Genomic DNA, 24,426 nt, shown 5'->3' on the forward strand with positions numbered 1-24,426 from the left:
GGGAGGGTCGGCCGGCGGGGCCGCGGGAGGGGGCGGCTGCCGTAGGGGCCCGGAACGCGATGACCGTGGGGGCGGGGCGGAGCGCCTTCGGCGCGGGGCGGCCGTCGGACGGGCGCACGAGAGGCGGCGCCCGGAGGGGGTGGTCACGGGGGGAGGCCGCCGAGGCCGGCGATCACCGCCCGACGGCTGCCGGGGCCGGGGCCGGGGCCGGGGCCGGGAATCACCGCACCAACCGGTCACCGGGACCGTGTGACCGCCGTCGCCCCCGGCATGGAGACGACCGCTCAGGGGGACCGTCGGATCCGCCGCCCCGGCCGGACCGCTCCCGCCGGGGAGGCCCGAGCCGGGTGACTGGACCCCTGACCGTCGCCCGGATGGGCGCTGGACCGGCCAGGCCGCCCCGTGCGGCCTCTCGGGCCGGAGCTCGCCGGGCCGGGGCCGGACCGCGGCCGCGACGGGCCACGGGACCGCGGGACCGCGTGGCCGCCGGGCCGCGTGACCACGGTTCGGGCGGTCCGGGCGCGGGCCGGGCAGTCCCGAGTCGAGCCGGGACTCCCCGGTGGGGTGAGCTCGGGCCGATGCCCCAGCCGTCAGGCCGGGTCGGACGCCACCCCCGCGCGGGCAGATCCGGACGGCACAGCATCCTTCGGGCCGGGACGACACACCACCCGCCGGGCAAGGCCGAACCGCACCCCCGCCCGTCGGGTCGAGCCGGGACGCAGCCAGCACCCCAGCCGTCCGGTCGGACCAGGCCGGCACCCTGCCCGGCGGGCGGCGTCGGCACGGCACCCGCCGCACCCGCACCCGCACCCGCACCCGTCCGACCGGGCCAGGACAGCGCCCCCACCCGGCCCGCCGGGGCCGAGGCATCGTCAGGGGTTCGTCGTGTCCGCTTCCAGGAAGGCCGCCGCCGTGAACATCTCCACTCCGACCGTGATCGCGTGCTCGTCCGCGTCGAAGTCGCCCTGGTGCAGGTCGCGCACCGTGCGCTCGCCCGGGCGGCGCACGCCGAGGCGGGCCATCGCGCCGGGCACCTCCTCCAGGTACCAGGAGAAGTCCTCACCGCCGAGGCTCTGCTCCGTGCTCTCCACGGAGCCCATCCCGCGCCGGGCGACCATGGCCCTGCGCAGCAGGTCGGTGGACTCCCGGTCGTTGACGACGGGCGGCACGCCGCGCATGTAGTTGATCTCCGACTTGGCCCGGTGCAGGGTCGCGACCTCGTCGATCGCCGCGTGCACGATGTCCGGTGCGTCCCGCCAGGCGTTCAGGTCCAGGCAGCGGACGGTGCCGGACAGCTCGGCGTGCTGCGGGACGACGTTCGGGGCGTGGCCGGACTCGATCCGGCCCCATGTCACGGCGAGACCGGCACGGGTGTCGACGCGCCGGGCGACGATCGCGGGCACGTCGATGGCGATACGGGCGGCGGCGGTGACCAGGTCGGTGGTCAGGTGGGGCCGGGCGGTGTGCCCGCCGGGGCCGTCCAGGGCGATCTCCAGCCGGTCGCAGGCGCTGGTGATCGGCCCGTGGCGCAGGCCGACCCGGCCCGCGTCCACCCGGGGGTCGCAGTGCACGGCGAGGATCCGGCCGACGTCGTCGAGCGCCCCGTCCCCGATGGCCCCGAGCGCGCCGCCGGGCAGCACCTCCTCGGCCGGCTGGAAGACCAGCCGCACCGGACGGGACAGCAGCCCCTTGGCGTGCAGATCGGCGAGGACCAGCCCGGCACCGAGCACGACGGTGGTGTGCACGTCGTGGCCGCAGGCGTGGGCGCGGTCCGGGACCGTGGACCGGTACGGGCAGTCCGTCTTGGTGTCCGGGATGGGCAGGGCGTCGATGTCCGCCCGCAGGGCCAGCATCGGTACGACCGGCCGCTCACCCTCCGCGAGCCCGATGTCACAGACGAGTCCGGTTCCGGTGGCGAGGACACGTGGCCGCAGCCCCGCCGACTCGAGCCGCTCCTTGATCGCGGCGGTCGTACGGAACTCCTGATTGCCCAGCTCGGGGTGCATGTGCAAGTCGCGTCGGAAGGCGACGAGTTCGGCGTGCAGGGACTCGCTCAGCACACCGGGGAGCACATCCCCCGCGAGGCCGGCCTCGGACTCTAGGGACATCAATTGCTTCACCCTCTGAAGGGTAGGACGCCCGGATGGTCAACTACCCCTCGATCAACAAAAGTTCAGCCCGTTAGGGGAAGAAAATCTGACCGGCGGACGCATGACGGCGGACTCTGGTGGGTAAAACCTCTGTTTCCTCCTTCCACGGATACCACGCCTCGCGGGGGTCACGCGCGTCATGTCCAAGAACCGGACCCCCTGACGGCCCTCCCCCGGGTAGGGTCCGCGGCCGTGAGCGACTCGACCGCCGATTTCCTGCAGACCACCCGCACGTCCTACGACGCGATCGCGAAGGAGTACGCGAGCCAGTTCCCGCAGGGCCTTCCCCACCCGCTGGACCGCGGTCTGATCACCGTCTTCGCCGAGCTGGTCACGGCGAACGGCACCGCTCCGGTGGCCGACCTCGGCAGCGGCCCCGGCTTCGTCACCGCGCTGCTCCAGGAGAGGGGGGTCCCCGCCTTCGGCGTGGACGTCTCCCCCGCCATGGTGTCACTGGCCCGCGAGGCCCATCCCCAACTGCGCTTCCACGTGGGCTCGATGACCTCGCTGGACCTGCCCGACGCCACGCTCGGGGGCATCCTCGCCCTGTACTCCACGATCCACGTGCCCGACGACCGCCTGCCGACGGCCTTCGCGGAGTTCCACCGCACCCTGGTCCCGGGCGCGCCGGTCCTCCTCGCCTTCCAGAGCGGTACGGAAGCCGGCCGGCTCCGTCTGACGGAACGCTTCGGCCACGAGATCGCCCTCGACTACTACTGGCGTACGCCCGAGCAGGTCACGGCGCTGCTGACGGAGGCGGGCCTGGAGCCGGTGGCGACGGTGCGCCGTGAACCGTCCGACGAGGAGAAGCGTCCACGGGCCTTCCTGCTCGCCCGCAAGCCCTGACGCCGGCCCGCCGGGGGTTCACTCCCCCGGCGCAGCCGCCCGGCTCCGACGGGATTCCCCCGTTGGCGGTACGAGCGGTAGTGCAGGTGGCCGATCCCCCGGCCGGAGCAGACCGGTGCCGATGCCGCCCGCCCTCCGCCGGGGTCGTGCCTCAGGCCAGGGCCGCCACCGCCGTCAGGCGGTGGACGTCCTTGGCGGTGCCCGTGACGCCGGACAGGAAGCCCTGGGCGCGGGGCGAGGCGTTCTCGGTCAGCCAGCTCGGGTCGATGTCGCAGACCGCCACCCGCACGCCCGTGCCCACCAGCGCCAGCGGCAGGGTGTGGACGACCGTCGACGGGAAGCTGAGGATCGTACGGCCGATGGGGCCGCGACGGGCGATCAGCTCCAGGGGCAGGTCCGGGCGGACGATCTCCAGCCCGGTCTCGGCGGCCAGCCGGTGGAGTTTGTCGACGCTCTCGCGCCGGTGGGCGAAGTAGCGGGTCGCGCCGTGCGCCTTGGCCAGGTTGCGGACGGCGACCAGGTAGCGGTCGCCGTCGACCACCCCGGTCTCCACCAGGGAGGTGCCGACCATGTCCGACCCCTTGGTGATCCGCGGCGGCCCGAAGCGGGACCGGGTCCAGGAGAAGTCGTTGGCCGTGACGGTGACGCCCTCCGGGGTCTCCGTCACCGGCATGGAGGAGAAGACCTCGACCCGGCGGCGCGCGCTGGGGGTCAGCCGGCGGCGGGCGGAGGAGGACACCGGCGCGAAGAGCAGGTCGCGGGCGCCGGGCCGGCCGCCCTTGCGGTGCCAGCGGACCAGCCGCTCACCGCGGGCCAGTTGGGCGACGAACTCCATCGTCGCCGTGCCGTCGTCGACCACCACCAGGTCACGGGCGCGGGTGATGGTCAGCAGCAGCTGTACGTAGCGGGAGAACGGGTCCCCCATGACGATCCGGTCGGCCCGCCGCAGCGGGCCGGCCAGACCGCCGATGGTGTGGAAGGGCGCGGTCGTACCGCCCCGCGCCTCCTCCCAGCGCACCCGGTACCCCTCGTCCCGGGCCAGGTCGGCCATGCGGCGCAGCTGGCCCCGGGTCATGGGGTCCGTCGGGGACAGCACGACCACCGTGAGTTCCGGCTCGGTCGGCGGCGGCCCGCCGGCCACCGTCCGCCGTATCTGCGCGGGCAGGGACGGCAGGGCGTCCTGTTCCGCGCCGTGCAGGCCGTGCAGATGCGCCCACTCCAGTACGTTCAGCAGCTGGACCGGGCTCTCCACGAAGGCGAGCGTGCGGGGAGGGTGGCCGGCGTGACCGGCGCGGGGGCTCATCGGCGTACGACCGTCCCGTCGTAGGGCAATCCGTCAGGCGACCGGGGCGCTCAGACCGCGACCGGCTCGCCCGCGGCCGCGGCGATCTCGGCCTCGGCGACGACGCCGGCGACGCGGCGCAGCTTCTTCATGGGGCCCTGCTCGGACTCGTAGACCTTCTTGACGCCGTCACCGAGGGAGGCCTCGATGGTGCGGATGTCGCGGACGAGGCGGACGAGGCCCTGCGGCTCCACGGAGGCGGCCTGGTCGGAGCCCCACATGGCACGGTCGAGGGTGATGTGGCGCTCGACGAAGGTGGCGCCGAGGGCGACCGCGGCGAGGGTGGTCTGCAGACCGGTCTCGTGGCCGGAGTAGCCGATCGGGACGTTCGGGTACTCCTTCTCCAGCGTGTTGATCACGCGGAGGTTCAGCTCCTCGGCCTTGGCCGGGTAGGTGGAGGTGGCGTGGCACATGAGGATGTTGTCGCTGCCCAGGACCTCGACCGCGTGGCGGATCTGCTTCGGGGTGGACATGCCGGTGGAGAGGATGACCGAGCGGCCGGTGGAGCGCAGGGCGCGCAGCAGCTCGTCGTCGGTCAGGGAGGCGGAGGCCACCTTGTGGGCGGGGACGTCGAACTTCTCCAGGAAGGCGACGGCCTCGGTGTCCCACGGGGAGGCGAACCAGGCGATCCCCTTCTCCTTGCAGTACTCGTCGATCTGGCGGTACTCGTCCTCGCCGAACTCCACCCGGTGGCGGTAGTCGATGTAGGTCATCCGGCCCCAGGGGGTGTCGCGCTCGATGTCCCACTGGTCGCGCGGGGTGCAGATCTCCGGGGTGCGCTTCTGGAACTTGACGGCGTCGCAGCCGGCCTCGGCGGCCACGTCGATCAGCTTGAACGCGTTCTCCAGCTCACCGTTGTGGTTGATGCCGATCTCGCCGCAGATGTAGACGGGGCGGCCGGGGCCGACCTCGCGCGAACCGAACGTACGCAGACGGGAGTTGGTGCTCATCAGGGGATGTCCTTACTTGGGGAGGGAATCGAGAGAGGGGCCGAGGATCCAGCTGGCGATCTCTCGGATCGCGCCGTCGCCGCCGGGGACGGTGGTGACCGCGCGTGCGGCGCCGCGTACGACGTCGTGGGCGCTTCCGACCGCCACGGGCCAGCCCACGAGGGCGAAGCACGGCAGGTCGTTGACGTCGTTGCCGACGTAGAGCACGCGCTCCGGCGCGATGCCCTGCTCCTCGCACCACTGCTTGAGGGCGAGGTCCTTGCGGTCGATGCCGTGCAGCACCGGGAGCTTGAGCTTCCGGGCGCGGGCGGCGACCACCGGGTTCTGTTCCGTGGACAGGATCAGCATCTTCAGGCCGCTCCTGCGGAGGGCCGCGATGCCCAGTCCGTCGCCGCGGTGCACGGAGACGAACTCCCGTCCGTCGGAGTCGATCAGCACCCGGTCGTCGGTCTGGGTGCCGTCGAAGTCGAGGACTACGGCGTCGATGTCGTCGTAGGTGGGGAGCGAACCGGGGCGGTCCGCGTCGAAGAGGGGCGCGAGGGCCCGGGCGCGGGCCAGGTCGTGCGGGTCGTCGATCTCCAGCACCCGGGCCGGGTCGGTGCGGACCAGCTCGGTGTGGCCGAAGAAGCGGTGCCGGTGCTCGCGGAAGCCGGCCGCGTCCATCGCGTAGGCGGCGCCGGTCTCCAGCAGGTCCTGCGGGCGGTCCTGGCGGCGCGGGCGGAAGGACTTGTCGTGGTTGACGCCGTAGCCGCCGGCTGTGGCGGTGGCCTCGGCGACGCCGACGCCGCCCGCGGCGCTCCCGGTGCGGGCGGGCTCGACGGCGACGGCCTCGTCGGCCGCGTCGCGCCAGATGAACCCGTGGAAGGGGGCGACGGTCACCGCGGTGTCGGCGCCGTTCTCGACGACGGCCGCCGCGACCCCGTCGACGTCCTCGCGGGCCAGGAAGGGGCTGGTGCACTGCACGAGCAGGACGGCGTCGACGGCCGAGCCGTGCAGGGCCTCGTGGGCGTCCATGGCGTGCAGGACGGCGGCCTCGGAGGTGGCGGTGTCGCCGGCGATGGCGGCGGGCCGCAGCACGACCTCGGCGCCGGCCTGCCGCGCGGCGGCGGCGATGGCCTGGTCGTCGGTGGAGACGACGACGTCGGTCACCAGACGGGCGGCGCGGCACTCGCGCACGGCGCGGGCCACCAGCGGCACGCCGCCGACAGGGGCGAGGTTCTTGGCGGGGACGCCCTTGGAGCCGCCGCGCGCCGGGATCACCGCGAGCACGCGGCACACGGTGGCGGCGGGTCCCGCTTCGGGGTTGGACATGGGCTCTACTCCTTGCGGCGCTTCGGGCTCTTCGCACACCTGGCGCGGGATCGGCTCGCTCACAGCTCCCCCATCCGCCGGATCACGGGGGCCACCCGCTGGACGCCGTGCCGGTAGGCGCCGCGCGCGGCGCGGCGCACGATCTGGCGTACGGGGCCGGGTGCCTTGTCGGCGGCGGGCGCACCGGGCAGCGGGGCGCCGTCGGGGCCGAGGTGGTGGCGGGCGAGGATGCCGGGCAGGTAGCCGGGCGCGGTCTCGGGTGTGTAGTAGGGGGTCAGGGGCGGCAGGCCGCCGGGGCGGTCCAGCAGCCTGGCGATGCGCTCGCGGGCGGTGTCGAACGCGGTGGCGTAGCCGCCGTCGGCGGCGACACCCTGGCGGGCCACCCACTCCTCGTCCGGCACCGGGCGGTGCCCGGCGTCGAGCTGGTCCCAGGAGGCGAGGCACCCGGAGCCGGTGAAGTGGTGGTTGCCGAGCGTCTCGCGCACCCCGAGGTCGGTCAGGACGACCGTCGGGACGCGCCGGTGCAGGGCCTCCAGGGCGGCCGTGGAGCTGACCGTGACCAGCAGGTCGGTGCGGTCGAGCACCTCGCCCATGTGGCCGTACACCAGGCGGAAGTTGGCCGGCAGGTCCTTGCCCTGGACCAGCTTCTGGTACGGCAGTTCCTCGATGTGCGTGGTGTGCTCGCCGGGCTTGGACCGCAGCTTCAGCAGCACCTCGCGCTCGGGGTGCCGGCGGGCGTGCCGGATCAGCCGGTCGAGCAGGTACGTACGGTCCTTGCGGTTGTCCGGGACGGACGGCTGGGCGGCGAACACCACCGTGAAGGGGTCGTGTTCGCCGGTGTACGGCTCCCCGCCGAGGAAGGGCAGCGCGACCTCGGTGACCGAGGAGGCGTCGGCGCCCACCCCCTCGTACACGGCCCGGAACCGGTCCGCGTCGTGGCGGGAGTTGGCGAGGACCAGGTCCGCGCCGTGCCGCAGCAGCAGCCCGTCAGTGAGCTTCTCGTAGACGACACCGACGTAGCCGGTGACGACCGCGGGGCGCCGGCCGGATCCCCAGGCGTTGCGCAGCCCGTGCAGCATGGCCTGCACACCGCCGCCGACCAGGGCGAGGACGAGGACGTCGTAGGGCTCCTCGGTCATCGCACGCAGGAACTCGGCTCCGGTGACCTCGCGGAGCGAGTCCGCCCGGACGCCGACCTCCTCGAGCTGACGGGGCGTCGGAGTGGCGCGGCCCCGCAGGAGGTAGCCGTCGAGCCGGACACCGGCAGCCGAGGGAGTGAGACGCTGCGCGGTGAGCGCGCCCCACTTCCATCGGGTGTCGGAGTCCGCGAGGACGGCGACCCGCAGAGACTTCGTTGCACTTGCTGGCACGTCGAAGACGCTAGGAAGCCATTCCGAGGATCCGCCCAACCCGAATGCAACAAACGGTTAACAGCACATCGCCGAATGGCGAATCGGGCCGCGGTCGGGGCTGGAAAAAGCCTGGTTCACAGCTTCGCCACGTGTCGTTCACCCAGCATCAAGCAAGCCGTCAAGACGAATGACGGCCTTCGCCCTAACGTCCCTGACGTGGTCAAGCTCTCCGTCATCGTGCCGTTCTTCAACGTGCAGCAATACGCGCCCGACACGCTCAGAAGCCTGAAGGCGAACGCGCGTGAGGACTTCGAATTCATTCTCGTCGACGACTGTTCCCGCGACGGGACACCAGACATTCTCGCGCGCGCGGAGCGCGAGCTGCCGGGCGCGGTCCTGGTCCGGCACGAACAGAACGGAGGGCTGGCCACCGCGCGCAACACCGGGATCGACCGGGCGCGCGGCGAGTACGTGACCTTCCTGGACGGCGACGACTGGCTCGCCCCCGGCTACTACCAGCGGCTGGTCGCGGCCATCGAGGGCCTGGGGTGCGACTTCCTGCGCACCGACCACGTGCAGTGCACGGCGCGGGCCCGCAGCGTCCACCGGGTGCCCGTGGGCCGGCGGAACACGGTGCTGGACCCGCGTGCGGCGATCCTGCCCGCCGACCGGTCCACCTCCGTGGACTACGCCTACGCCTGGGCGGGGATCTACCACCGCCGGCTGGTGGACAAGGGGCTGCTGCACTTCACCGACGGGCTGCGCACGGCCGAGGACCGGCCGTGGATCTGGAAGCTGCACCGGGAGGCGGAATCCTTCGCCGCGGTGAGTCTGCTCGGTGTGTTCTACCGGCGCGGGGTCGCTTCGTCACTCACTCAGATCGGTGACGTACGGCAGCTCGATTTCATTCGCGCGTTCGATCAGGTCGTCGCGGAGACCGCCGCGGACCGGGAGGCCGACGCGTTGCTGCCGAAGGCCGTCCGCACGTATTGCGCCATCATTTCCCATCACCTGGGATCCATCGAAAGGTTCGAGCCGGCGGTGGCGAAGAAACTGAAATCCCTGAGCGCCGCGGCTCTGCGGCGCATGCCGCAGGACGTGCTGGACGAGGCGCTGGACTCCATGGACCTCCAGCGCGCGACCAAGCTGCGCCGGCTGCGCCGCCGTCCCGCCGCCACGGGGGTCGCCGCGTGACCACCCAGATCTTCCAGGCGTCGACGCTGTACGGCACGGCCACGCTGGCCGCCGCCCTCGACTCCGGCTGCTTCCGCCCGGCCGACCGGCGGATCCTGCTGGTCTGCAACAACGCGGCCACCCCCGAGACGACGCCCGGGCCGGACGCGATGCCCGGCTTCGAGCGGCTGCGCGACCGGTTCGACGACGTGGTGTCGTACAACGAGGCGATCTTCCCGTTCCACCCGGGCGGCTGGGCGCCGCGCGCCGAGGACCTGCCGCTGTGGGAACGCTATCTGCGCCACGAGTGGCGGCTCGCCGACGACGACGTCGAGCTGGCCGTGGAGTCCATCCAGGTCAACCCGTCGCTGAGCCTCGCGCAGATCTTCACCGGCGCCCCGGTCACCGTCTACGCCGACGGCCTGATGAGCTACGGCCCCACCCGCAACAAGATCGACCCGCTGGTCGGCACCCGCGTGGACCGGGTCCTCCACCTGGACCTCGTGCCGGGCCTGGAGCCGCTGCTGCTCACCGAGTTCGGCGTGCCGGGCGAGGTCGTGCCGACGGCCGCCTTCACCAAGGTGCTCGCCGCGCTCGCCCCGGCCGGCGACGACCTGCCGGCGATCGAGGAACCCGCGCTGCTGCTCGGCCAGTACCTGTCCGCGCTGGACATCCTCTCCGCCGAGCAGGAGGAGGACCTGCATGTGCGGATGCTCAGGGGCGCGGCCGGACTCGGCCACACCAAGGTGGTGTTCAAGCCGCACCCGTCCGCCCCGGCCCGCTGGGCGCGCTCCCTGGAGGAGACGGCGCAGAAGCTCGGTGTGGAGCTGACCGTGCTGGACACGCCGGTGCTCGCCGAGGTGCTGTACCAGCGGATGCGTCCCGCGCTGGTCGTCGGCTGCTTCTCCACGGCCCTGCTCACCGCCTCGGCGCTGTACGGCCTCCCGGTCGCCCGGGTCGGCACCGACCTGCTGCTGGAGCGGCTGACGCCGTTCGAGAACAGCAACCGGGTCCCGGTCACCGTCGTGGACGCCCTGCTGCCCGAACTGGGCGACGGTGCCGCCGTCACCGAGCAGCGCATGGGCATGGACGTGGAGTCGCTGGGCGCGCTGGTGCGCGCGGTGGGCTTCGCGATGCAGCCGAAGATCCTGCCGCGGCTGCGCGCGGAGACCGAGGCCTACCTGACGAAGAACCTGGACGAACGGACCGTCCGCTACTTCAAGCGCAAGCGCCTGACCTCGCTGGCGCTGCCCGGCGGGGTGCCGGCCCAGCTGTCGTTCATCCCGCGCAACGCGACGGTGCGCCGGGTGGCCCGCAAGGCGCGCAGTCTGCGCCGGGTCGTGCGCCGCTGAGTCCGTCCCTTCGCGAGGGCGGGCCCGGGACTCCGGGCCCGCCCTTTCCGTTCGTCCGGCCTGCTCAGCGGCCGAGGATCGTCCGGATCCGGGCCGCGTTGTCCTGCGTGACCTTCCACAGCCGTTCCTGCCGGTCGTGCACGTCGGCGACGGTCCGGTCGTGGTGGTCGAGGATGTCCAGCGCCCGCTCGGTGAGCACGGCGCCGAGGTTCCGCTCGTGGACGGAGACACCCCACTCGGGACGCTCGATGTCACGGAGGAAGTACGCCATCTTCGGGTGCGAGATCAGGCTGATGACGGGCGTGCCGACGCCGAAGGGGATCATTCCGGCGTGCCCGCGCATGCCGATGACCAGACGGGTCCTGGCGTACGTCTCGCGGATCGCGTCGTTGTCGAAGTCGTACATCGGGATCACGGGCAGCGAGATCCCGTGCTCGCGGCGCAGGTCGAACGCGATCCGCTCGTCGTCCAGGGAGTGGGCGACGCAACGGACCTCGGTGTGGGCCCCGATCGCCCGGACCGCCTTGGCGATCTCGCCGAGGAAGTGCGCGTAGTCGTGGCCGAACCGCAGCCCGGCGCGGTCGTAGGCGGCGTTCAGCAGGACGGTGTCCTCGCGGTGCGCCGGGTCGGTCCAGCCGGGCAGCAGCCGGCGCATGACCGTGGTCGGGCAGGGCTGGAAGACGACCTTGTCGTGCAGCTCCGGCGGCAGCAGCGAGCGGACCTTGGCGATGGAGCCGTGGTTGCGCAGCCCGAAGAAGGAGGACTTCTCCACCAGCAGGCGCAGGCTCTCGTTGAACCGCCGGGCCCGGTACGACTGTCCGTCGAAGGCGTTGAAGCCGACCGCGAACACCATGATCGGCACGTCGACGGCGTTCAGGTGCTCGTCCGGGACGTTCCACTGCCAGGCGCTGTTGCCGTTGGGCATGGTGTCCGGGATGAACAGTCCGCCGCCGCCGATCACCAGGCCCCGCCGGGCGTTGACGCGTTCCAGGGCCGCCTTGTCGAAGAGGCGGTGGGCGTGGACGGAGTGCCAGCGCCGGGAGGTGGTGTCGGCGCCGAAGGCCAGCCGGACGGTCTCGGGCAGCAGCTTGTCGCCGGCGTTGCCCTGCCGGTCCATGTAGAAGGCGACGTGCGCGAGCTGGTCCTCGGCGGCGCCCTGCTCCTGGGCGGGCACGGCGGCGGACCGCTGGGCCCACAGGCGGCTGGAGCGGTGGGTGGGGTCGACGGTGAGACCGGCCGTGGCGTACTTCAGGGCCTCGGTGTTGTCGCCGTGCACCCATGCCAGCTGGGCGAGGCGGGAGTAGGCGGTGGCGGCCCGGTTGGGGGCGGCGGTGGCCAGCAGCAGCTGGGTCCTGGCCTCCTCGTAGCGGGAGACGCTCAGCAGGGCGTGGCCGAGGATCTCGTGCGGCCAGGCCTCGTCCAGCGGGATGCGGACACCGCTCAGGATGTCGACGGCGTCCTGGTACTCGCCGGCCGCGATGTGCGCGGCGGCCAGCCTGCGCGCGGCCTCGACGTCTTTGGTGCGTCTGACGTGCGGGGTGCCGAAGTGCACCAGCAGGTCGTGGTGGAGGCCGCCCTTGGCCAGGTAGGCCGCGTGGAACTCGGCGTCGCCCAGGACGAACTCGCGCCAGCGCTCCTCTGCCTGCGCGTACCCGGCCTCGCCGCCCTGCCAGGGCTTGTGCCGGCCGGTGAAGTGCAGGATCGCGGTGTCGTCGGGGACCGGCAGGTCGCCGGAGAGCCGCCGCTTGACGAAGTTGTAGCGGGTGTCGAGGCGGACGAAGTCCCCGTCGAGGACGGCGTTGAGGATGCCCTGGTCGTGCTTGTCCAGCTCGTAGGCGCCGGTGCGCCCGGCCTGGTCGATCTTCGCGCAGAACTCGTCCGACAGGTACTCGCGCTGGATGACCAGCAGCCCGGAGTTCAGCTTGTGCTGGCCGTAGAAGAACTGCGGGACGGCCGCGAGTCCCTCGCGCAGCTCCAGCAGCTCGCTCAGGTCGCCGAGGACGACCATGTCGGTGTCCAGGGTGATGACCGTGTCGTAGTCGCGGGTCCTGAAGACGTCGAGGATGAAGTACGCCTTGCGGACCAGGTAGTTGTCCTGGTCGCCCTTGACGTAGGAGTCGTAGTGGCCGGCGTCGACGCGGCGCAGCACGATCCTCGGGTGCAGGGCGCGGATGCGGGCGATCGAGGAGGGCTTGAGGTCGTCGTGCAGGACGATGAAGTCCTCGCAGACGCCGGGGTTGGACAGGGCGAGGCTGCGCAGCAGGACGAGGAAGCCGGGCAGGTAGTTCTCGTCGACGAAGCTCGCGAAGGCGATGCGCCGCTTGCCGGTCAGGGCCTGCGCCGAGGTGTCCGGGACGGCGGGGCTGAGTGTGGTGGTCATCGCAGGGATATCCTCATGTCGGTCACGCTCTGGGCCCGCTCCATGACCCATGCCTTCTCGCTGGTGTATTCGTGCACGGAGGTGATGGCGAGCTTCATGGCCTCGGGCACGCGGTAGGCGCCGCTCTCGTAGAAGTCGAAGCCGATCAGGTCGAGCTTCGGGCTGACGTCCAGGAAGTCCAGCAGCCAGAGCATGTTGAAGCCGGTGGTCGGGATGCCGGACCAGACGTCGTTGCCGAGCCGGCCGATGTTGCGCACGGGCCAGCGCAGCGACTCGTCGCCGAGGTACTGCTGGGCGCCGGGCACCAGGCGGTTGCGCAGCGAGTGCTTCCAGTCGCCGGTCACGCCGCCGAAGACGAGCCGGGTGGTCACCGGCTTGTCCCAGTTGAAGCCGTGCTTGTGGATGGTGGCGTGGATGTCGGTACGACTGCCGGTGTACCTGGGGTCGATCTTGTACGAGTTGAAGCGCACGACCAGGTCGTAGCCGTCGATCTCGGCACCCATCCCGCTCTCGCCCACGCGCCCGGAGTTGGCGATCAGGCAGATCGACTTGCCGGCGACCAGGTGGCGGAACTCGCCGAGGCCGATCCAGCGCACCCCGCCGACGGTCGGGTCGGCGACCGGGCCGCGCATCCGCAGCCGGCGCTGCTCGGCGTAGAGCGCGACGGCCTCGGTGAGGGCGGCGGGGTCCGGCGCGTGGACGCCGGTGCGCAGGTCCAGGTACTGGCTGAGCAGTTCCTGCCGGTCGGCGACGGGGGCCTCGTCGGCGGCGAGCGCGAGCAGGGCGCCGACCAGCCGGGGCTCGGCCGCCGTCCAGTCGCCGGCGGCGTGCAGGGCGAGGCCGTCGGCCCAGACGTCGGTGGCGGGTCCGGCGGCGAACTCGGCCGCTCCGGGGCACTGCTCGCGCAGCAGGTCCAGCAGTTCGCGCTCGCGTTCGGCGGCCCGGCGCAGTCCGGCGATCCGGGCTGCGACGCCGAACCCGTCCTCCGTGGTCAGCTCCAGGTAGCGCTCGTAGGCCCGGACGGCTTCGAGTTCCTCGCCGACGGCCTCCAGGACGCGGGCGCGCAGCCGCCAGCCGGCGCGGGAGTTCCGGCGCTCGGCGAGGACGGTCTCGCTGATCCGGAGGGCGAGGTCCAGCTCGTCGGAGTAACCGCATTCCAGTGCCTTGTTGGCGACGGCCAGCAGGGCGTCAAGGAGGTCGTTGGTGATGCCGCCGGCGGGCACTGCGGCGCCCTTCACGGCCCGCTTGAGCAGGGCGGTCGCGCCCGAGGCCGGGGCCGGTGCGGCGGCGCCGGCCGCGTCGGTGCTGAAGACCACGAGCAACTTGCGCAGCTGCTCCGCCAGTTCCGTGCGGCGGCGGTCGAGACTGCCGACGACTTTGCCGCTGTGCACGGCGCACGCGCGCAGGCAGTCGTCCAGCTCCCCTGCACGCACAGGCGTCCGCCGGTTCTGGACCCTTGTCATAGCTCTCCTGATTTTTGCCAAGCAAATACAGCCTTTACGGCTGAATGCCATGCGTTTGCCAAAACGTGGGGGTGGATGGAGAAACTAGGAAGCTAAAACGACGTTCAGGTGAACTGACCGGGGCGCCCGGACGAATGGTTGGGCTGTCAACCAAGTCGTTTCTGTGATTCGCCCAGGTGCCGCAGGTACGGCTCCCCCGTGCCGGGGACCTTCACAAAAGAAACCGAGATGATCAATGATTGTCCGGGTAGGCGCCGAGCACCATGCCTGCCTCATCCCCCACCCTCGCCGCCGTTCCCGCATCCCCCGCTCCGGGGACGGCCTCCGCCCCCTTCACCCCCTCCGCCTCCGGCGGCCGCCGCAACCGTCTGCTCGCCCTGGACGGCCTGCGTCTGGTGGCCGCCCTGATGGTCTGCCTCTACCACTACGCCGGACGCGGCGGCACGGTGTCCGAGTCCTGGCACCAGACCCCGGCCCACGTCTTCCCGACCCTGTCCCGGGCGGCCACCTACGGCTGTCTCGGCGTGCAGTTCTTCTTCGTCATCAGCGGTTTCGTCATCTGCATGAGCAGTTGGGGCCGCACCCTCGGCGACTTCTTCCGCTCCCGGGTCGCCCGGCTCTACCCCGCCTACTGGGTCGCCCTGGTGCTGGTCACCGCGGCCGCCGTGGTCCTCCCGGCCGTCGTGCACCCGGTCCGCCCGGACGAGTTCCTGGTCAACCTGACGATGATGCAGCAGCCCATGGGCGCCGACCGGATCCTCGGCGTGTGCTGGACGCTCTGGGTCGAGGTGCGCTTCTACGCGCTGTTCGGCCTGCTCGTGGTGGTGCGCGGCGTCACCTACCGCCGAGTGGTGCTGTTCGCCTGCGGGTGGACCCTGGCCGCGGTGGTGTGCCGCACCTCGGGCAACGCGCTCACGGACCAGATCGTCATGCCCGACTACGCGCCCTTCTTCGTCGGCGGACTCGCCCTCTACCTGATCCACCGGTTCGGCGGCGACCTGCTGCTGTGGGGCATCGTCGCCGTGTCCTGGCTGCTCGGGCAGGCCGACGCCACGCGTGGGCTGTGGCACGCCGGTGCCCAGGGCGACTTCCACCGCGACCCGTGGGTCATCCTGGCGATCGTCACCCTGGCCTTCACCGCGGTCGCCGCGGTGGCCCTGGGCTGGACGCGGTGGGCGGGCTGGTCCTGGCTGGTCACGGCCGGCGCGCTGACCTACCCGTTCTACCTGGTCCACGAGCACCTGGGCTGGTTCGTCATCCGGGTGCTGCACCGGGGTCTGGGCCTGCCGCCGTGGCCGACGCTCCTGCTGACCGTCATGGGCATGCTTTCGCTGGCATGGCTCATCCACCGCTTTGTGGAGAATCCTTTCGGCCCGCGACTGAAAAGGGCGTTGAAGAGGGTCCGTACACCGGAAATCTCCTCGCAGTTCACCTCGGCGAAAGACGGAAAGGAATCGGCCGGTTCCGTGTGAGAGCCGGGAATTGGGCAGTCGTTCACCTCGCCTTGGGTTTCGAACCCGCCTTCGGGGCAGGCACCGTAGTGCCCTTGCCGCCCACCCCCCACAGGCTTTCCGCAGGGAACTCACCAACTGCCGTACCGAGGGAGTGCCTCCGCCGCATGGCCACCATCCAGGAAGCGACCCGACCGCCCCATCGTCTCGACGACGTCCCGGGGTGGTTCCCGGTCCTCGACCAACTGCTCTTCGACTGGCTCCTGAACCGGCAGGAGGCCGCCGGAATCCGCGGCGACCTGCTGGAGATAGGGGTCTACCTGGGCAAGAGCGCGATCTTCACCGGCCGGCACCGCCGGCCGGGCGAGAAGTACACCGTCTGCGACCTCTTCGAGGGCGAGGCCCCGGACGACGCCAACCGGGCGGAGTCCGCCAAGTCCTACAGCGCACTGACCCGCAGGCGCTTCGAGGACAACTACCGGGCCTTCCACGACGAGCTGCCCCGGGTCCTGCAGGGGCCCAGCTCGCTGGTGCCCGCCGAGGTCGAGCCGCGGTCCTGCCGGTTCGTGCACGTCGACGGCTCGCACCTGTACGAGCACGTGCGCGACGACATAGGGGCGGCGCACGATCTGCTGGGGCCCGAGGGCATCGTCGTGCTCGACGACTTCCGCTCCGAGCACACGCCCGGGGTGTCCATGGCCACGTGGGAGGCCGTGCTCAACCGCGGCCTGCGTCCCGTCTGCCTGAGCACGCAGAAGCTCTACGGCACCTGGGGCGATCCGGCGCCGGTCCAGCGGGAGCTGCTGGCCATGGTCGGCGAGCGGTCGGACTGCCGTCTGAGCGTCCAGGAGGCCGCCGGGCACCGGATCGTCCGGCTGAAGTCCAAGGGCATGCCGGCGCCGGCGTTCCCGCTCTCCCGGCACGCGGAGGAAGCCACGGAACCGGCACCCGGGGTGCCCCTGCCGGCGGCGGCGCCCGCACCGGCGCCGGCCGCCCGGCCCGCGCCCCGGTACGGCCGGCGGGTCCGCCGGGTCGCCGTCGACCTGCTGCCGCCGGTCGTCACCCGGGCCATCCGCAACGCCCGCGCGGCCAGGCGCTGACCGCCCCCTCAGCCGATCCCGTACCGCGCCCCGACACCCGCGACCACCAGGGCCAGCCCCTCCTCGAACTGCTCGTCGTAGTCGTCGAAGAGCAGCTGCCCGGCCTCGGCCGCCAGCGGGTGGGCGGCCATGCGCCGGGCCCGCTCCGCCACGTCGTACCCCTCCCGGCGCTCGCCGGGCAGGGGTACGACGCCCTGTTCCTCGGTGACGAAGCCGATGGTGAACATGCTCGCGGTCCGGGCCGCGCTCACCGCCTGCGCGAGGCTGAGCCCGGCGGCGGTCAGCACCCTCAGGTGCTCCTCCATCTCGCGCGCGTGCTCGGTGCCCGTGAAGCGTGAGCCGCTGAAGACCTTGGCGCCGTCCCGGTAGCCGAGCAGCGCGGCCCGCAGTCCGCGGTTGGCCTTGAGCAGCCGGTCCCGCCAGGTGTCGGCCGGGTCGAACACCGTGCCGGCGACCATCCGCCGGTACATCTCCGTCGCCATCTCGTCGAGCAGCGCCTGCTTGTCCTTGAAGTGCCAGTAGAGGGCGGGCGCCTTGACGTCGAGTTCCTTGGCGATGGCGCGCAGCGTCAGCCCGTCCAGGCCGACGTCGTTCAGCAGGCGCAGCGCGGTCCGGGCGACCCGTTCGCGGTCCAGGGGCGTGCGTCGTTCCGTACTCACACTTGACAGCTTAACAGCGTTAAGGGCACGCTCGTCGGCGACGGCACTTAACGTTGTTAAGGAGACAGCTGATGGATGTCCTGATCGTGGGCGCGGGGCCGACGGGTCTCACCCTCGCCATCGACCTCGTCCGGCGCGGGGTGGACGCGCTGGTGGTGGAACGGGCCGAGGGACTGTTCCCGGGCTCGCGCGGCAAGGGGATCCAGCCGCGCACCCAGGAGGTCTTCGACGACCTCGGCGTTCTCGGCGCGATCCGCGCGGCGGGCGGCCCGTACCCGGCGATGATGATCTGGAAGGACGGCGAACGGCAGGGCGAGCAGCGGATGTTCGACGCCGTGCCGGCGGACGGGGAGAACCCGTACACCGAGCCGCTGATGGTCGCGCAGTGGCGGACGCAGGAGGTCCTGTACGCGCGGCTGACGGAACTGGGCGGCCGGGTCGCCTTCGGGCACGAGGTGACCGGCCTGACCCAGGACGCGGAGGGCGTCACCGTGGAGTTCGCCGACGGCACGGCACTCGGCGCGCGGTACGTCGTCGCGGCCGACGGCGGCCGGTCCGCCGTGCGCCGGGCGCTGGGCGTCGGCATGACCGGGGAGACGGTCGACCCGGCGCCGTTCCTGGTGGCGGACGTGACGGTCCGGGGCCTGGACCGGAACCACTGGCACGTGTTCCCGACGGGCGACGGCACCGCCGTCACCCTCTGCCCGCTCGCCGGGACGGACGTCTTCCAGCTGAGCGCGCGCTGCGCGGAGGGCTCCGCGCCCGAACCGGTCCTGGACGGCGTCCGTGAACTGGTCGGCGCGGCCACGCACCTGGCCGCCGAGGACGTGACGGAGCTGCGCTGGGCCTCCGGCTTCCGGCCGCGCGCCGCCCTCGCGGACCGGTTCCGCGTCGGCCGCGTCCTCCTGGCGGGCGACGCGGCCCACGTCCACTCGCCGGCCGGCGGGCAGGGCCTGAACACCAGCGTGCAGGACGCCTACAACCTGGGCTGGAAGCTGGGCGCCGTACTGCGGGGCGTGACGACCGAGGCCCTGCTGGACACCTACGAGGAGGAGCGGCGCGCGAACGCCGCCGCCGTGCTCGACCTGTCGACGGGGGTCCACCGCGGCGAGGTGCGGCGCGGGAGGGCGACGGTCCAGCTCGGGCTCGGGTACCCGGAGTCCTCGCTGAGCGTCGACACCCGGGGCGCCGGCGGGGAGACCACCGACGTGCGCGCGGGCGACCGGGCACCCGACGGCACGGTGGACGGAGTACGGCTCTTCGACGCCTTCCGCGGACCGCACTGGACCCTGCTCGGGGCCGCCGGCGCGCTCCCCGGCGTGCGGACGCTGCCGGCCGCCCCGGACTCCTACGGCCCGGGTGTCTTCCTGGTCCGCCCGGACGGCTACGTCGGCTGGGCGGGCACCGGCACGGAGGGCCTGCGCGCGTACGCGGCGCGCACCGGAGCCCTCGTCGCGCCGTGAGGCGTCACGAACTCGCGAGCGACAGCTTCACCGCGAACCCGAGCAACAGCGCGCCGGCCGCCGAGGTCGCCGTCGCCGACAGCCGCTTGCGGCGGCGGAAGGCGGCGGCCAGGCGCGTGCCGCCGAGGATCAGCGCGCTGAGGTACAGGAAGCTGGCCACCTGGGCGAAGGCGCCGAGCACCACGAAGGACAGCGCCGGATAGGCGTAGCCGGGGTCGACGAACTGCACGAAGAAGGCGACGAAGAACAGGATCGCCTTGGGGTTGAACAGGCTGACGACGAAAGCACGGCGGAAGGGCCGCTCCACGGCGCCGGCGGCGGAGACGGCGTCCTCCACGGTCTTCTCCCGCCGGGTCCGCCACATGCTCCACGCGGTCCGCATCATGCCGATCGCGAGCCAGGTCAAGTAGCCGGCGCCGGCGTACTTCACGATCCCGAACAGCACGGCGTTGGCCTGGAGGAGCGAGGCGACCCCGGCGGCGGACAACGTCATCAGCACGGTGTCACCGCACCACACACCGGCGGCGGCCGTGTAGCCGGCCCGCACACCGCGACGGGCGGCCACGGACAGGACGTAGAGGGAGTTGGGACCGGGCAGCAGGACGATCAGCACGAGACCGGCCAGATAGGTGGGGAGATCGATGACGCCGAACATGAGAAGGAGTGTCGCACGGCGGTACGACGGCGTCTGCGGCGCCGGTCTCAGAACGCGTCGCTCGGCACGTGGCTCCCCCACACCCCGCGCAGCGCCCCGCACACCTCCCCCACGGTCGCCCGGGCCCGCAGGGCCTCCTTCATCGGATACAGCACGTTGTCCTCACCCTCGGCCGCCTTCTTCAGCGCGTCCAGGGCCGAGTCCACCGCCGCCGAGTCCCGGGCGGCCCGCAGCTCGGCAAGCCGTGCCGTCTGCCGGGCCTCGATGGCGGGGTCCACCCGCAGGGGCTCGTACGGCTCCTCCTCGTCGAGCTGGAAGCGGTTGACACCGACCACCACCCGTTCGCCCGCGTCGGTCTCCTGCGCGATGCGGTAGGCGTTGCGCTCGATCTCGCCCTTCTGGAAGCCCTGCTCGATCGCCGCGACGGCGCCGCCCAGGTCCTCGACCCTGCGCATCAGGCCGACGGCGGCCTCCTCCACGTCGTCCGTCATGCGCTCCACCGCGTAGGAGCCCGCGAACGGGTCGACGGTCGCCGGCACGTCCGTCTCGTACGCCAGCACCTGCTGCGTCCGCAGCGCCAGACGGGCGCTCTTGTCGGTCGGCAGCGCGATCGCCTCGTCGAAGGAGTTGGTGTGCAGGGACTGGGTGCCGCCGAGCACCGCGCCCAGGGCCTGCACGGCGACCCGGACCAGGTTCACCTCCGGCTGCTGGGCCGTCAGCTGCACGCCCGCCGTCTGGGTGTGGAAGCGCAGCATCAGCGACTTGGGGTTCTTCGCGCCGAACTCCTCCCGCATCACCCGCGCCCAGATCCTGCGCGCCGCGCGGAACTTCGCGACCTCCTCCAGCAGCGTCGTACGGGCCACGAAGAAGAAGGACAGCCGCGGGGCGAAGTCGTCGACGTCCATGCCCGCCGCCACCGCCGTACGGACGTACTCGATGCCGTCGGCCAGCGTGAACGCGATCTCCTGCACGGGCGAGGCACCCGCCTCGGCCATGTGGTAGCCGGAGATCGAGATCGTGTTCCACTTCGGGATCTCCGCGCTGCAGTACCGGAAGATGTCCGCGGTCAGCCGCAGGGAGGGGCCCGGCGGGAAGATGTACGTGCCCCGCGCGATGTACTCCTTGAGCACGTCGTTCTGGATCGTGCCGGTCAGCCGGGCCGCCGGGACGCCCTGTTCCTCCGCGACCAGCTGGTACAGCAGGAGCAGCAGCGCCGCCGGCGCGTTGATCGTCATCGACGTGGACACCTCGCCCAGCGGGATGCCGTCGAACAGCACCCGCATGTCCTCGATCGAGTCGATCGCCACGCCGACCTTGCCCACCTCGCCGTGGGCGAGGGGCGCGTCCGAGTCGTGGCCCATCTGGGTGGGCAGGTCGAAGGCGACCGAGAGACCGGTGGTGCCGTGGGCGATCAGCTGCCGGTAGCGGGCGTTGGACTCGGCGGCCGTGCCGAAGCCGGCGTACTGCCGCATGGTCCAGGGGCGGCCGGTGTACATGGTCGGGTAGACCCCGCGGGTGAACGGGTACGCGCCCGGCTCGCCCAGCTTCGCGGCCGGGTCCCAGCCGGCCAGACCGGCCGGCCCGTACACCGGCTCGACCGGCAGTCCCGACTCCGACTCGTGCGTCATGGATGCCTCCGCGGTACGTCGTGCTCCCCCCTCACCATGCCCCGTAGTTCGGCGGCGGTCACGCGGGGAAGCATCCCCCGCATGAGGAACACGGTCAGATCCGCCGCCGTACTCGCCTCGGCCGCCGCCCTCGCGGCCCTCTGCGGCTGCACCGTGCAGCCCGTGGGCCCGGACGGCAAACGCTCCTTGCCGGTGCACGTCGAACTGCCGTCGAGCCGGGCTCCCGATCCCACCCGTTCGGCCGCCGGCACGCCCCCCGCGTCGCCGTCGCGGGTGCTGTTCTCGCGCGGCGACAGCGGGCCGGGCGTACGGGAGCTGCAGGCGCGGCTGCGCCAGGTGGACTGGCTGTTCGACGGGCCGACGGGCACGTACGACGACCTGACCGAACGGGCCGTCAGCGGCTTCCAGGGCAAGCGCGGACTGCCCCGGACCGGCGCGGCGGACTCCGTGACCTGGCGGCGGCTGCTGGCGATGACGCGTCCGCCGGGGAAGTGGGAGCTGTACCTGATGGGCGGTCAGCCGGCCGCCGCGCCCGATCCGCGCTGCATGACGGGACGGGTGCTGTGCATCAGCAAGACCAGCCGCACGCTGCGCTGGATGGTGGACGGGCGGACCGTGTCGACGATGTCCGTGCGCTTCGGCTCCCAGTACACCCCGACCCGCGAGGGTGTCTTCCGCGTCTACTGGAAGTCACGGCACCATGTGTCGACCCTCTACCACTCGTCGATGCCCTACGCGATGTTCTTCAGCGGCGGCCAGGCGGTGCACTACTCCTACGACTTCGCGGCGCGCGGGTACGCGGGCGGCTCGCACGGCTGCGTGAACGTCCGGGACGAGACGGCGGTCGCCGCGCTCTTCGCACAGGTGCGGGGCGGCGACAAGGTCGTCGTGTACTGGTGAGGGAGGGATTCGGGGCGCGGGCGGGACCGGGGGAACGTGTCCCGCCCGCGCCAGGTGCACGAGCCGTAGGTACGGGGGGAACCCCGGCTCAGTGCGACGGCCGATGACCAGTCGGCTCACTCATTACTGCGTGGCGAGGTCCAAAAACGTCACACCTCTCGCGGAGAAATTTTCGCGGTGTCTAAAAGCGCAGGTCACAGGGGTGAGCCGAGCTCAGAGAGCGGTGTAGGTCGGGCTCGGTTCCGGGGTCGGCGAGGTCCTGCCCGGGTGGCCGGGGGCCGTCGGGGCGAAGGCGGAGGGAGCGGGTACGGCACCCCGGCGGTGCCCGCCCCTGCCGCCGTCACCGTGCTCGCCGCCGCGCCTGCCGGGGTGGCTGTCGTCGTCCCCGCCCTGGCCGTCCCGGTCCTCGCCGCCCTTGCCCTTGTCGCGGCCCTTGTCGCCGCCCTTGCCCTGGTCGCCCTCGTCCTGGCCGCCGGCGTCCGTGTCGTCCTTGCCGCCGGTCGCGCCGCCGATGTGACCGGCCGCCAGGACGACCTTGCAGTACCGGCTCACCCGCCCGGATCCGCCCGCCAGATGCTCCAGCGCACGCTTGCGGTCGGTGGCCGGTTCCCTGCCGTCCCGGATGTCGCGGCAGGCCGCGGCGACGACGTCCCACCCGGTGCCGGCGCTCGCGGAGGGCGGGACGCCGGGGCCGGGAGCGTCGCTCGCCCCCGGGTGCTCGTCCGGGGCGGCGGCCTCGTCGGAGGCGCTGTCGGGGGTGCCGTCGGCGCTGCCGCCCGGCGTGCCCGGCGCCGTGCCGGACGGGGTGCGCGGGGAGGGCGAGGCGAGCGGTTCCCCGGAGGTCCCGGCGCTGACGGTGACGGCGGGGCCGGGGGGTTCGTCGTCGAACGGCGTGGGCAGCACCCCGCTCCCGGCCGCGACCGCGACCCCGCCGAGCGTGCCGACGGCCAGCGAGGCGGCGAGCGCGAAACGTGCCGGGCGGGCCCAGCGGGGGCGCCGCGCGGTGGTTCCGGTACGGCCCGCGCCGCCGATGCGGATCAGGCCCGCGCCGGCGCCGTCCGCGGGTGTGCCGGAGCGCCGGCCGGGGGCACGGGTGGCGAGATCCGCGGCGGTGCGCTCGGCGTCCGCGGCCTCACGGGCTTTGCGGAACGCGGCCAGGGCGCCCTCTTCACCGGGGAGTTCACCCGCGGCGGGGGCGGCTTCCGCGGCCAGTGCGCCGAGTGCCCGGGAGAGGCGTTCGGCCTGGTCACGCGCGCAGGGGTCGACGGCTTCCAGCGGCTCACCGCGCAGCAGGCGTTCCGCCGTCTCACGGTCCAGCCACGTGTCCTGCTCGTCGGCCATCACATGTCCTTCTGCGTCCGCGCACGCGGATGCGTCACAGTGGCGGACGTCACCGCGCGACCGCGCGGTTCTCGCTGGGGTGGCAGCGCGTCGAGCACGCCCGCCGATTCCGGATCGTCGCCGAGCAGCTCCGCCAGCCGCTTCAGGCCCCGGTGCGCGGCGGTCCGTACGGCGCCCGCGCGTTTGCCGAGCGTCTCGGCAGCGGTCTTGGCGTCCAGGCCGACCACCACCCGCAGGACGACCGCTTCGGCCTGGTCCTGCGGGAGGCGCGCGATGAGGGAGAGGGCGCTGCCGGTCGCCAGGGCCTCGATGGCCTCGCCCGCCGTGTCGGACTCGGCTGCCCGGCCGGTCAGTTCGGTCTCGTCGCCGCCTATGGCGGGGCGGCGGCCGCGCATGCGTATGTGGTCCAGGGCGCGGTTGCGGGCGATGCGGGCGGCCCAGCCGCGGAACCGGTCGGCGTCGCCGCTGAACCGGTCGAGGTCCCGGGCGATCTGCAACCAGGCCTCGGACGCGACGTCCTCGGCATCCGGATCGCCGACCAGCGTGCGCACGTATCCGAGCAGCCGGGGATGCACCGCGCGGTACACCGTACGGAACGCGGTCTCATCACCGTTCTGTGCTGCACGTACTGCGGCGGTCAGCTCCGCGTCGTCCCCCAGCACCGCACTCCCTCTACGCCCGTCTTCGGTCGGCGCGAAAAGGCACGTTACGGCGTGAAACCGCTCCTCGTCCATGTCTGTAGAAGATGCAACTAACTCGTGACCGGGTACGGATGTGCGCAGGGTGAGGACCGGCCGCGGCGGGGTGTGACAGAAAACGCACTCATGGCGCTGTAGGAAGTACGGGCCCGCGCGGCCCGTCCGCGCGACGGCCGGGGCCTCTCCTGTGGGGGGTGGCGGCCCCGGCCGTT

General features: G+C 72.5%; 19 protein-coding genes. 7 read left to right on the forward strand and 12 right to left on the reverse strand.

The window, feature by feature from the left end:
- Window positions 1–872 precede the first annotated feature (872 nt).
- A complete protein-coding gene (locus ACF08B_RS11655) occupies window positions 873–2,108 on the reverse strand; it encodes an amidohydrolase (RefSeq protein ID WP_392317149.1) in 1,236 nt (411 codons plus the stop codon).
- A 234-nt stretch (window positions 2,109–2,342) separates the two neighbouring features.
- Here ACF08B_RS11655 and ACF08B_RS11660 point away from each other — a divergent pair, with 234 nt between their 5' ends.
- On the forward strand, window positions 2,343–2,996 hold the full coding sequence (locus ACF08B_RS11660) for a class I SAM-dependent DNA methyltransferase (protein ID WP_392317150.1): 654 nt from the start codon (window positions 2,343–2,345) through the stop codon (window positions 2,994–2,996).
- Between the two features lie 151 nt (window positions 2,997–3,147).
- On the opposite strand, the gene ACF08B_RS11665 is transcribed toward ACF08B_RS11660, so the two are convergent.
- From ACF08B_RS11665 to ACF08B_RS11680, 4 genes are read right to left on the reverse strand one after another with little or no spacing between them, the layout of a single operon-like run.
- A complete protein-coding gene (locus ACF08B_RS11665) occupies window positions 3,148–4,299 on the reverse strand; it encodes a hypothetical protein (protein ID WP_392317151.1) in 1,152 nt (383 codons plus the stop codon).
- A 50-nt stretch (window positions 4,300–4,349) separates the two neighbouring features.
- Entirely contained in the window at window positions 4,350–5,288 is a 939-nt protein-coding gene (locus tag ACF08B_RS11670; protein ID WP_392317152.1) for an N-acetylneuraminate synthase family protein, read from the reverse strand.
- A 12-nt stretch (window positions 5,289–5,300) separates the two neighbouring features.
- Window positions 5,301–6,599 (reverse strand): cytidylyltransferase domain-containing protein, encoded by a 1,299-nt coding sequence (locus ACF08B_RS11675; protein ID WP_392317153.1) that lies wholly within the window; start codon window positions 6,597–6,599, stop codon window positions 5,301–5,303.
- 59 nt (window positions 6,600–6,658) lie between these two features.
- A complete protein-coding gene (locus tag ACF08B_RS11680) occupies window positions 6,659–7,969 on the reverse strand; it encodes a DUF6716 putative glycosyltransferase (protein WP_392317154.1) in 1,311 nt (436 codons plus the stop codon).
- Window positions 7,970–8,167: 198 nt separating this feature from the next.
- Here ACF08B_RS11680 and ACF08B_RS11685 point away from each other — a divergent pair, with 198 nt between their 5' ends.
- Both ACF08B_RS11685 and ACF08B_RS11690 read left to right on the forward strand, forming a co-directional pair.
- The gene (locus ACF08B_RS11685) at window positions 8,168–9,145 is read left to right on the forward strand and encodes a glycosyltransferase family 2 protein (RefSeq protein WP_392317155.1); all 978 of its coding nucleotides are present in this window, start codon (window positions 8,168–8,170) and stop codon (window positions 9,143–9,145) included.
- Window positions 9,142–10,476 carry an alpha-2,8-polysialyltransferase family protein gene (locus ACF08B_RS11690; RefSeq protein WP_392317156.1) on the forward strand — a complete coding sequence of 445 codons (1,335 nt, stop codon included), beginning with the start codon at window positions 9,142–9,144 and terminating at the stop codon, window positions 10,474–10,476. Before ACF08B_RS11685 ends, ACF08B_RS11690 begins: the two co-directional genes overlap by 4 nt.
- A gap of 64 nt (window positions 10,477–10,540) precedes the next feature.
- On the opposite strand, the gene ACF08B_RS11695 is transcribed toward ACF08B_RS11690, so the two are convergent.
- Together ACF08B_RS11695 and ACF08B_RS11700 are read right to left on the reverse strand one after the other, a co-directional pair.
- A complete protein-coding gene (locus tag ACF08B_RS11695) occupies window positions 10,541–12,856 on the reverse strand; it encodes a glycosyltransferase (protein WP_392317157.1) in 2,316 nt (771 codons plus the stop codon).
- Entirely contained in the window at window positions 12,853–14,319 is a 1,467-nt protein-coding gene (locus ACF08B_RS11700; RefSeq protein WP_392317158.1) for a hypothetical protein, read from the reverse strand. Before ACF08B_RS11700 ends, ACF08B_RS11695 begins: the two co-directional genes overlap by 4 nt.
- 263 nt (window positions 14,320–14,582) lie before the next feature.
- On the opposite strand from ACF08B_RS11700, the gene ACF08B_RS11705 reads away from it, so the two are divergent.
- Window positions 14,583–15,791: an acyltransferase family protein gene (locus ACF08B_RS11705; RefSeq protein WP_392317159.1), complete on the forward strand. Its 1,209-nt coding sequence runs from the start codon at window positions 14,583–14,585 to the stop codon at window positions 15,789–15,791.
- 146 nt (window positions 15,792–15,937) lie between these two features.
- On the forward strand, window positions 15,938–16,870 hold the full coding sequence (locus ACF08B_RS11710) for a class I SAM-dependent methyltransferase (protein WP_392317160.1): 933 nt from the start codon (window positions 15,938–15,940) through the stop codon (window positions 16,868–16,870).
- Between the two features lie 8 nt (window positions 16,871–16,878).
- On the opposite strand, the gene ACF08B_RS11715 is transcribed toward ACF08B_RS11710, so the two are convergent.
- Window positions 16,879–17,529: a TetR/AcrR family transcriptional regulator C-terminal domain-containing protein gene (locus ACF08B_RS11715; protein WP_392317161.1), complete on the reverse strand. Its 651-nt coding sequence runs from the start codon at window positions 17,527–17,529 to the stop codon at window positions 16,879–16,881.
- A 71-nt stretch (window positions 17,530–17,600) separates the two neighbouring features.
- On the opposite strand from ACF08B_RS11715, the gene ACF08B_RS11720 reads away from it, so the two are divergent.
- A complete protein-coding gene (locus tag ACF08B_RS11720) occupies window positions 17,601–18,992 on the forward strand; it encodes an FAD-dependent monooxygenase (RefSeq protein ID WP_392317162.1) in 1,392 nt (463 codons plus the stop codon).
- 4 nt (window positions 18,993–18,996) lie between these two features.
- Here the strand turns inward: ACF08B_RS11720 and leuE are convergent, their stop codons facing one another.
- Window positions 18,997–19,647, reverse strand: a complete 651-nt coding sequence (gene leuE, locus ACF08B_RS11725) for a leucine efflux protein LeuE (protein WP_392317163.1) — start codon at window positions 19,645–19,647, stop codon at window positions 18,997–18,999.
- Between the two features lie 47 nt (window positions 19,648–19,694).
- A complete protein-coding gene (locus tag ACF08B_RS11730) occupies window positions 19,695–21,275 on the reverse strand; it encodes a methylmalonyl-CoA mutase (protein ID WP_093697316.1) in 1,581 nt (526 codons plus the stop codon).
- Window positions 21,276–21,356: 81 nt separating this feature from the next.
- Here ACF08B_RS11730 and ACF08B_RS11735 point away from each other — a divergent pair, with 81 nt between their 5' ends.
- The gene (locus tag ACF08B_RS11735) at window positions 21,357–22,175 is read left to right on the forward strand and encodes a L,D-transpeptidase family protein (RefSeq protein ID WP_392317164.1); all 819 of its coding nucleotides are present in this window, start codon (window positions 21,357–21,359) and stop codon (window positions 22,173–22,175) included.
- A gap of 213 nt (window positions 22,176–22,388) precedes the next feature.
- Here ACF08B_RS11735 and ACF08B_RS11740 read toward each other — a convergent pair whose 3' ends face one another.
- Both ACF08B_RS11740 and ACF08B_RS11745 read right to left on the reverse strand, forming a co-directional pair.
- Window positions 22,389–23,516: a hypothetical protein gene (locus ACF08B_RS11740; RefSeq protein ID WP_392317165.1), complete on the reverse strand. Its 1,128-nt coding sequence runs from the start codon at window positions 23,514–23,516 to the stop codon at window positions 22,389–22,391.
- The gene (locus tag ACF08B_RS11745) at window positions 23,516–24,178 is read right to left on the reverse strand and encodes an RNA polymerase sigma factor (RefSeq protein WP_093697313.1); all 663 of its coding nucleotides are present in this window, start codon (window positions 24,176–24,178) and stop codon (window positions 23,516–23,518) included. Before ACF08B_RS11745 ends, ACF08B_RS11740 begins: the two co-directional genes overlap by 1 nt.
- Window positions 24,179–24,426: the final 248 nt, after the last annotated feature.

Source organism: Streptomyces sp. NPDC015139, assembly GCF_043079785.1.
Classification (GTDB): Bacteria; Actinomycetota; Actinomycetes; order Streptomycetales; family Streptomycetaceae; genus Streptomyces; species Streptomyces albidocamelliae.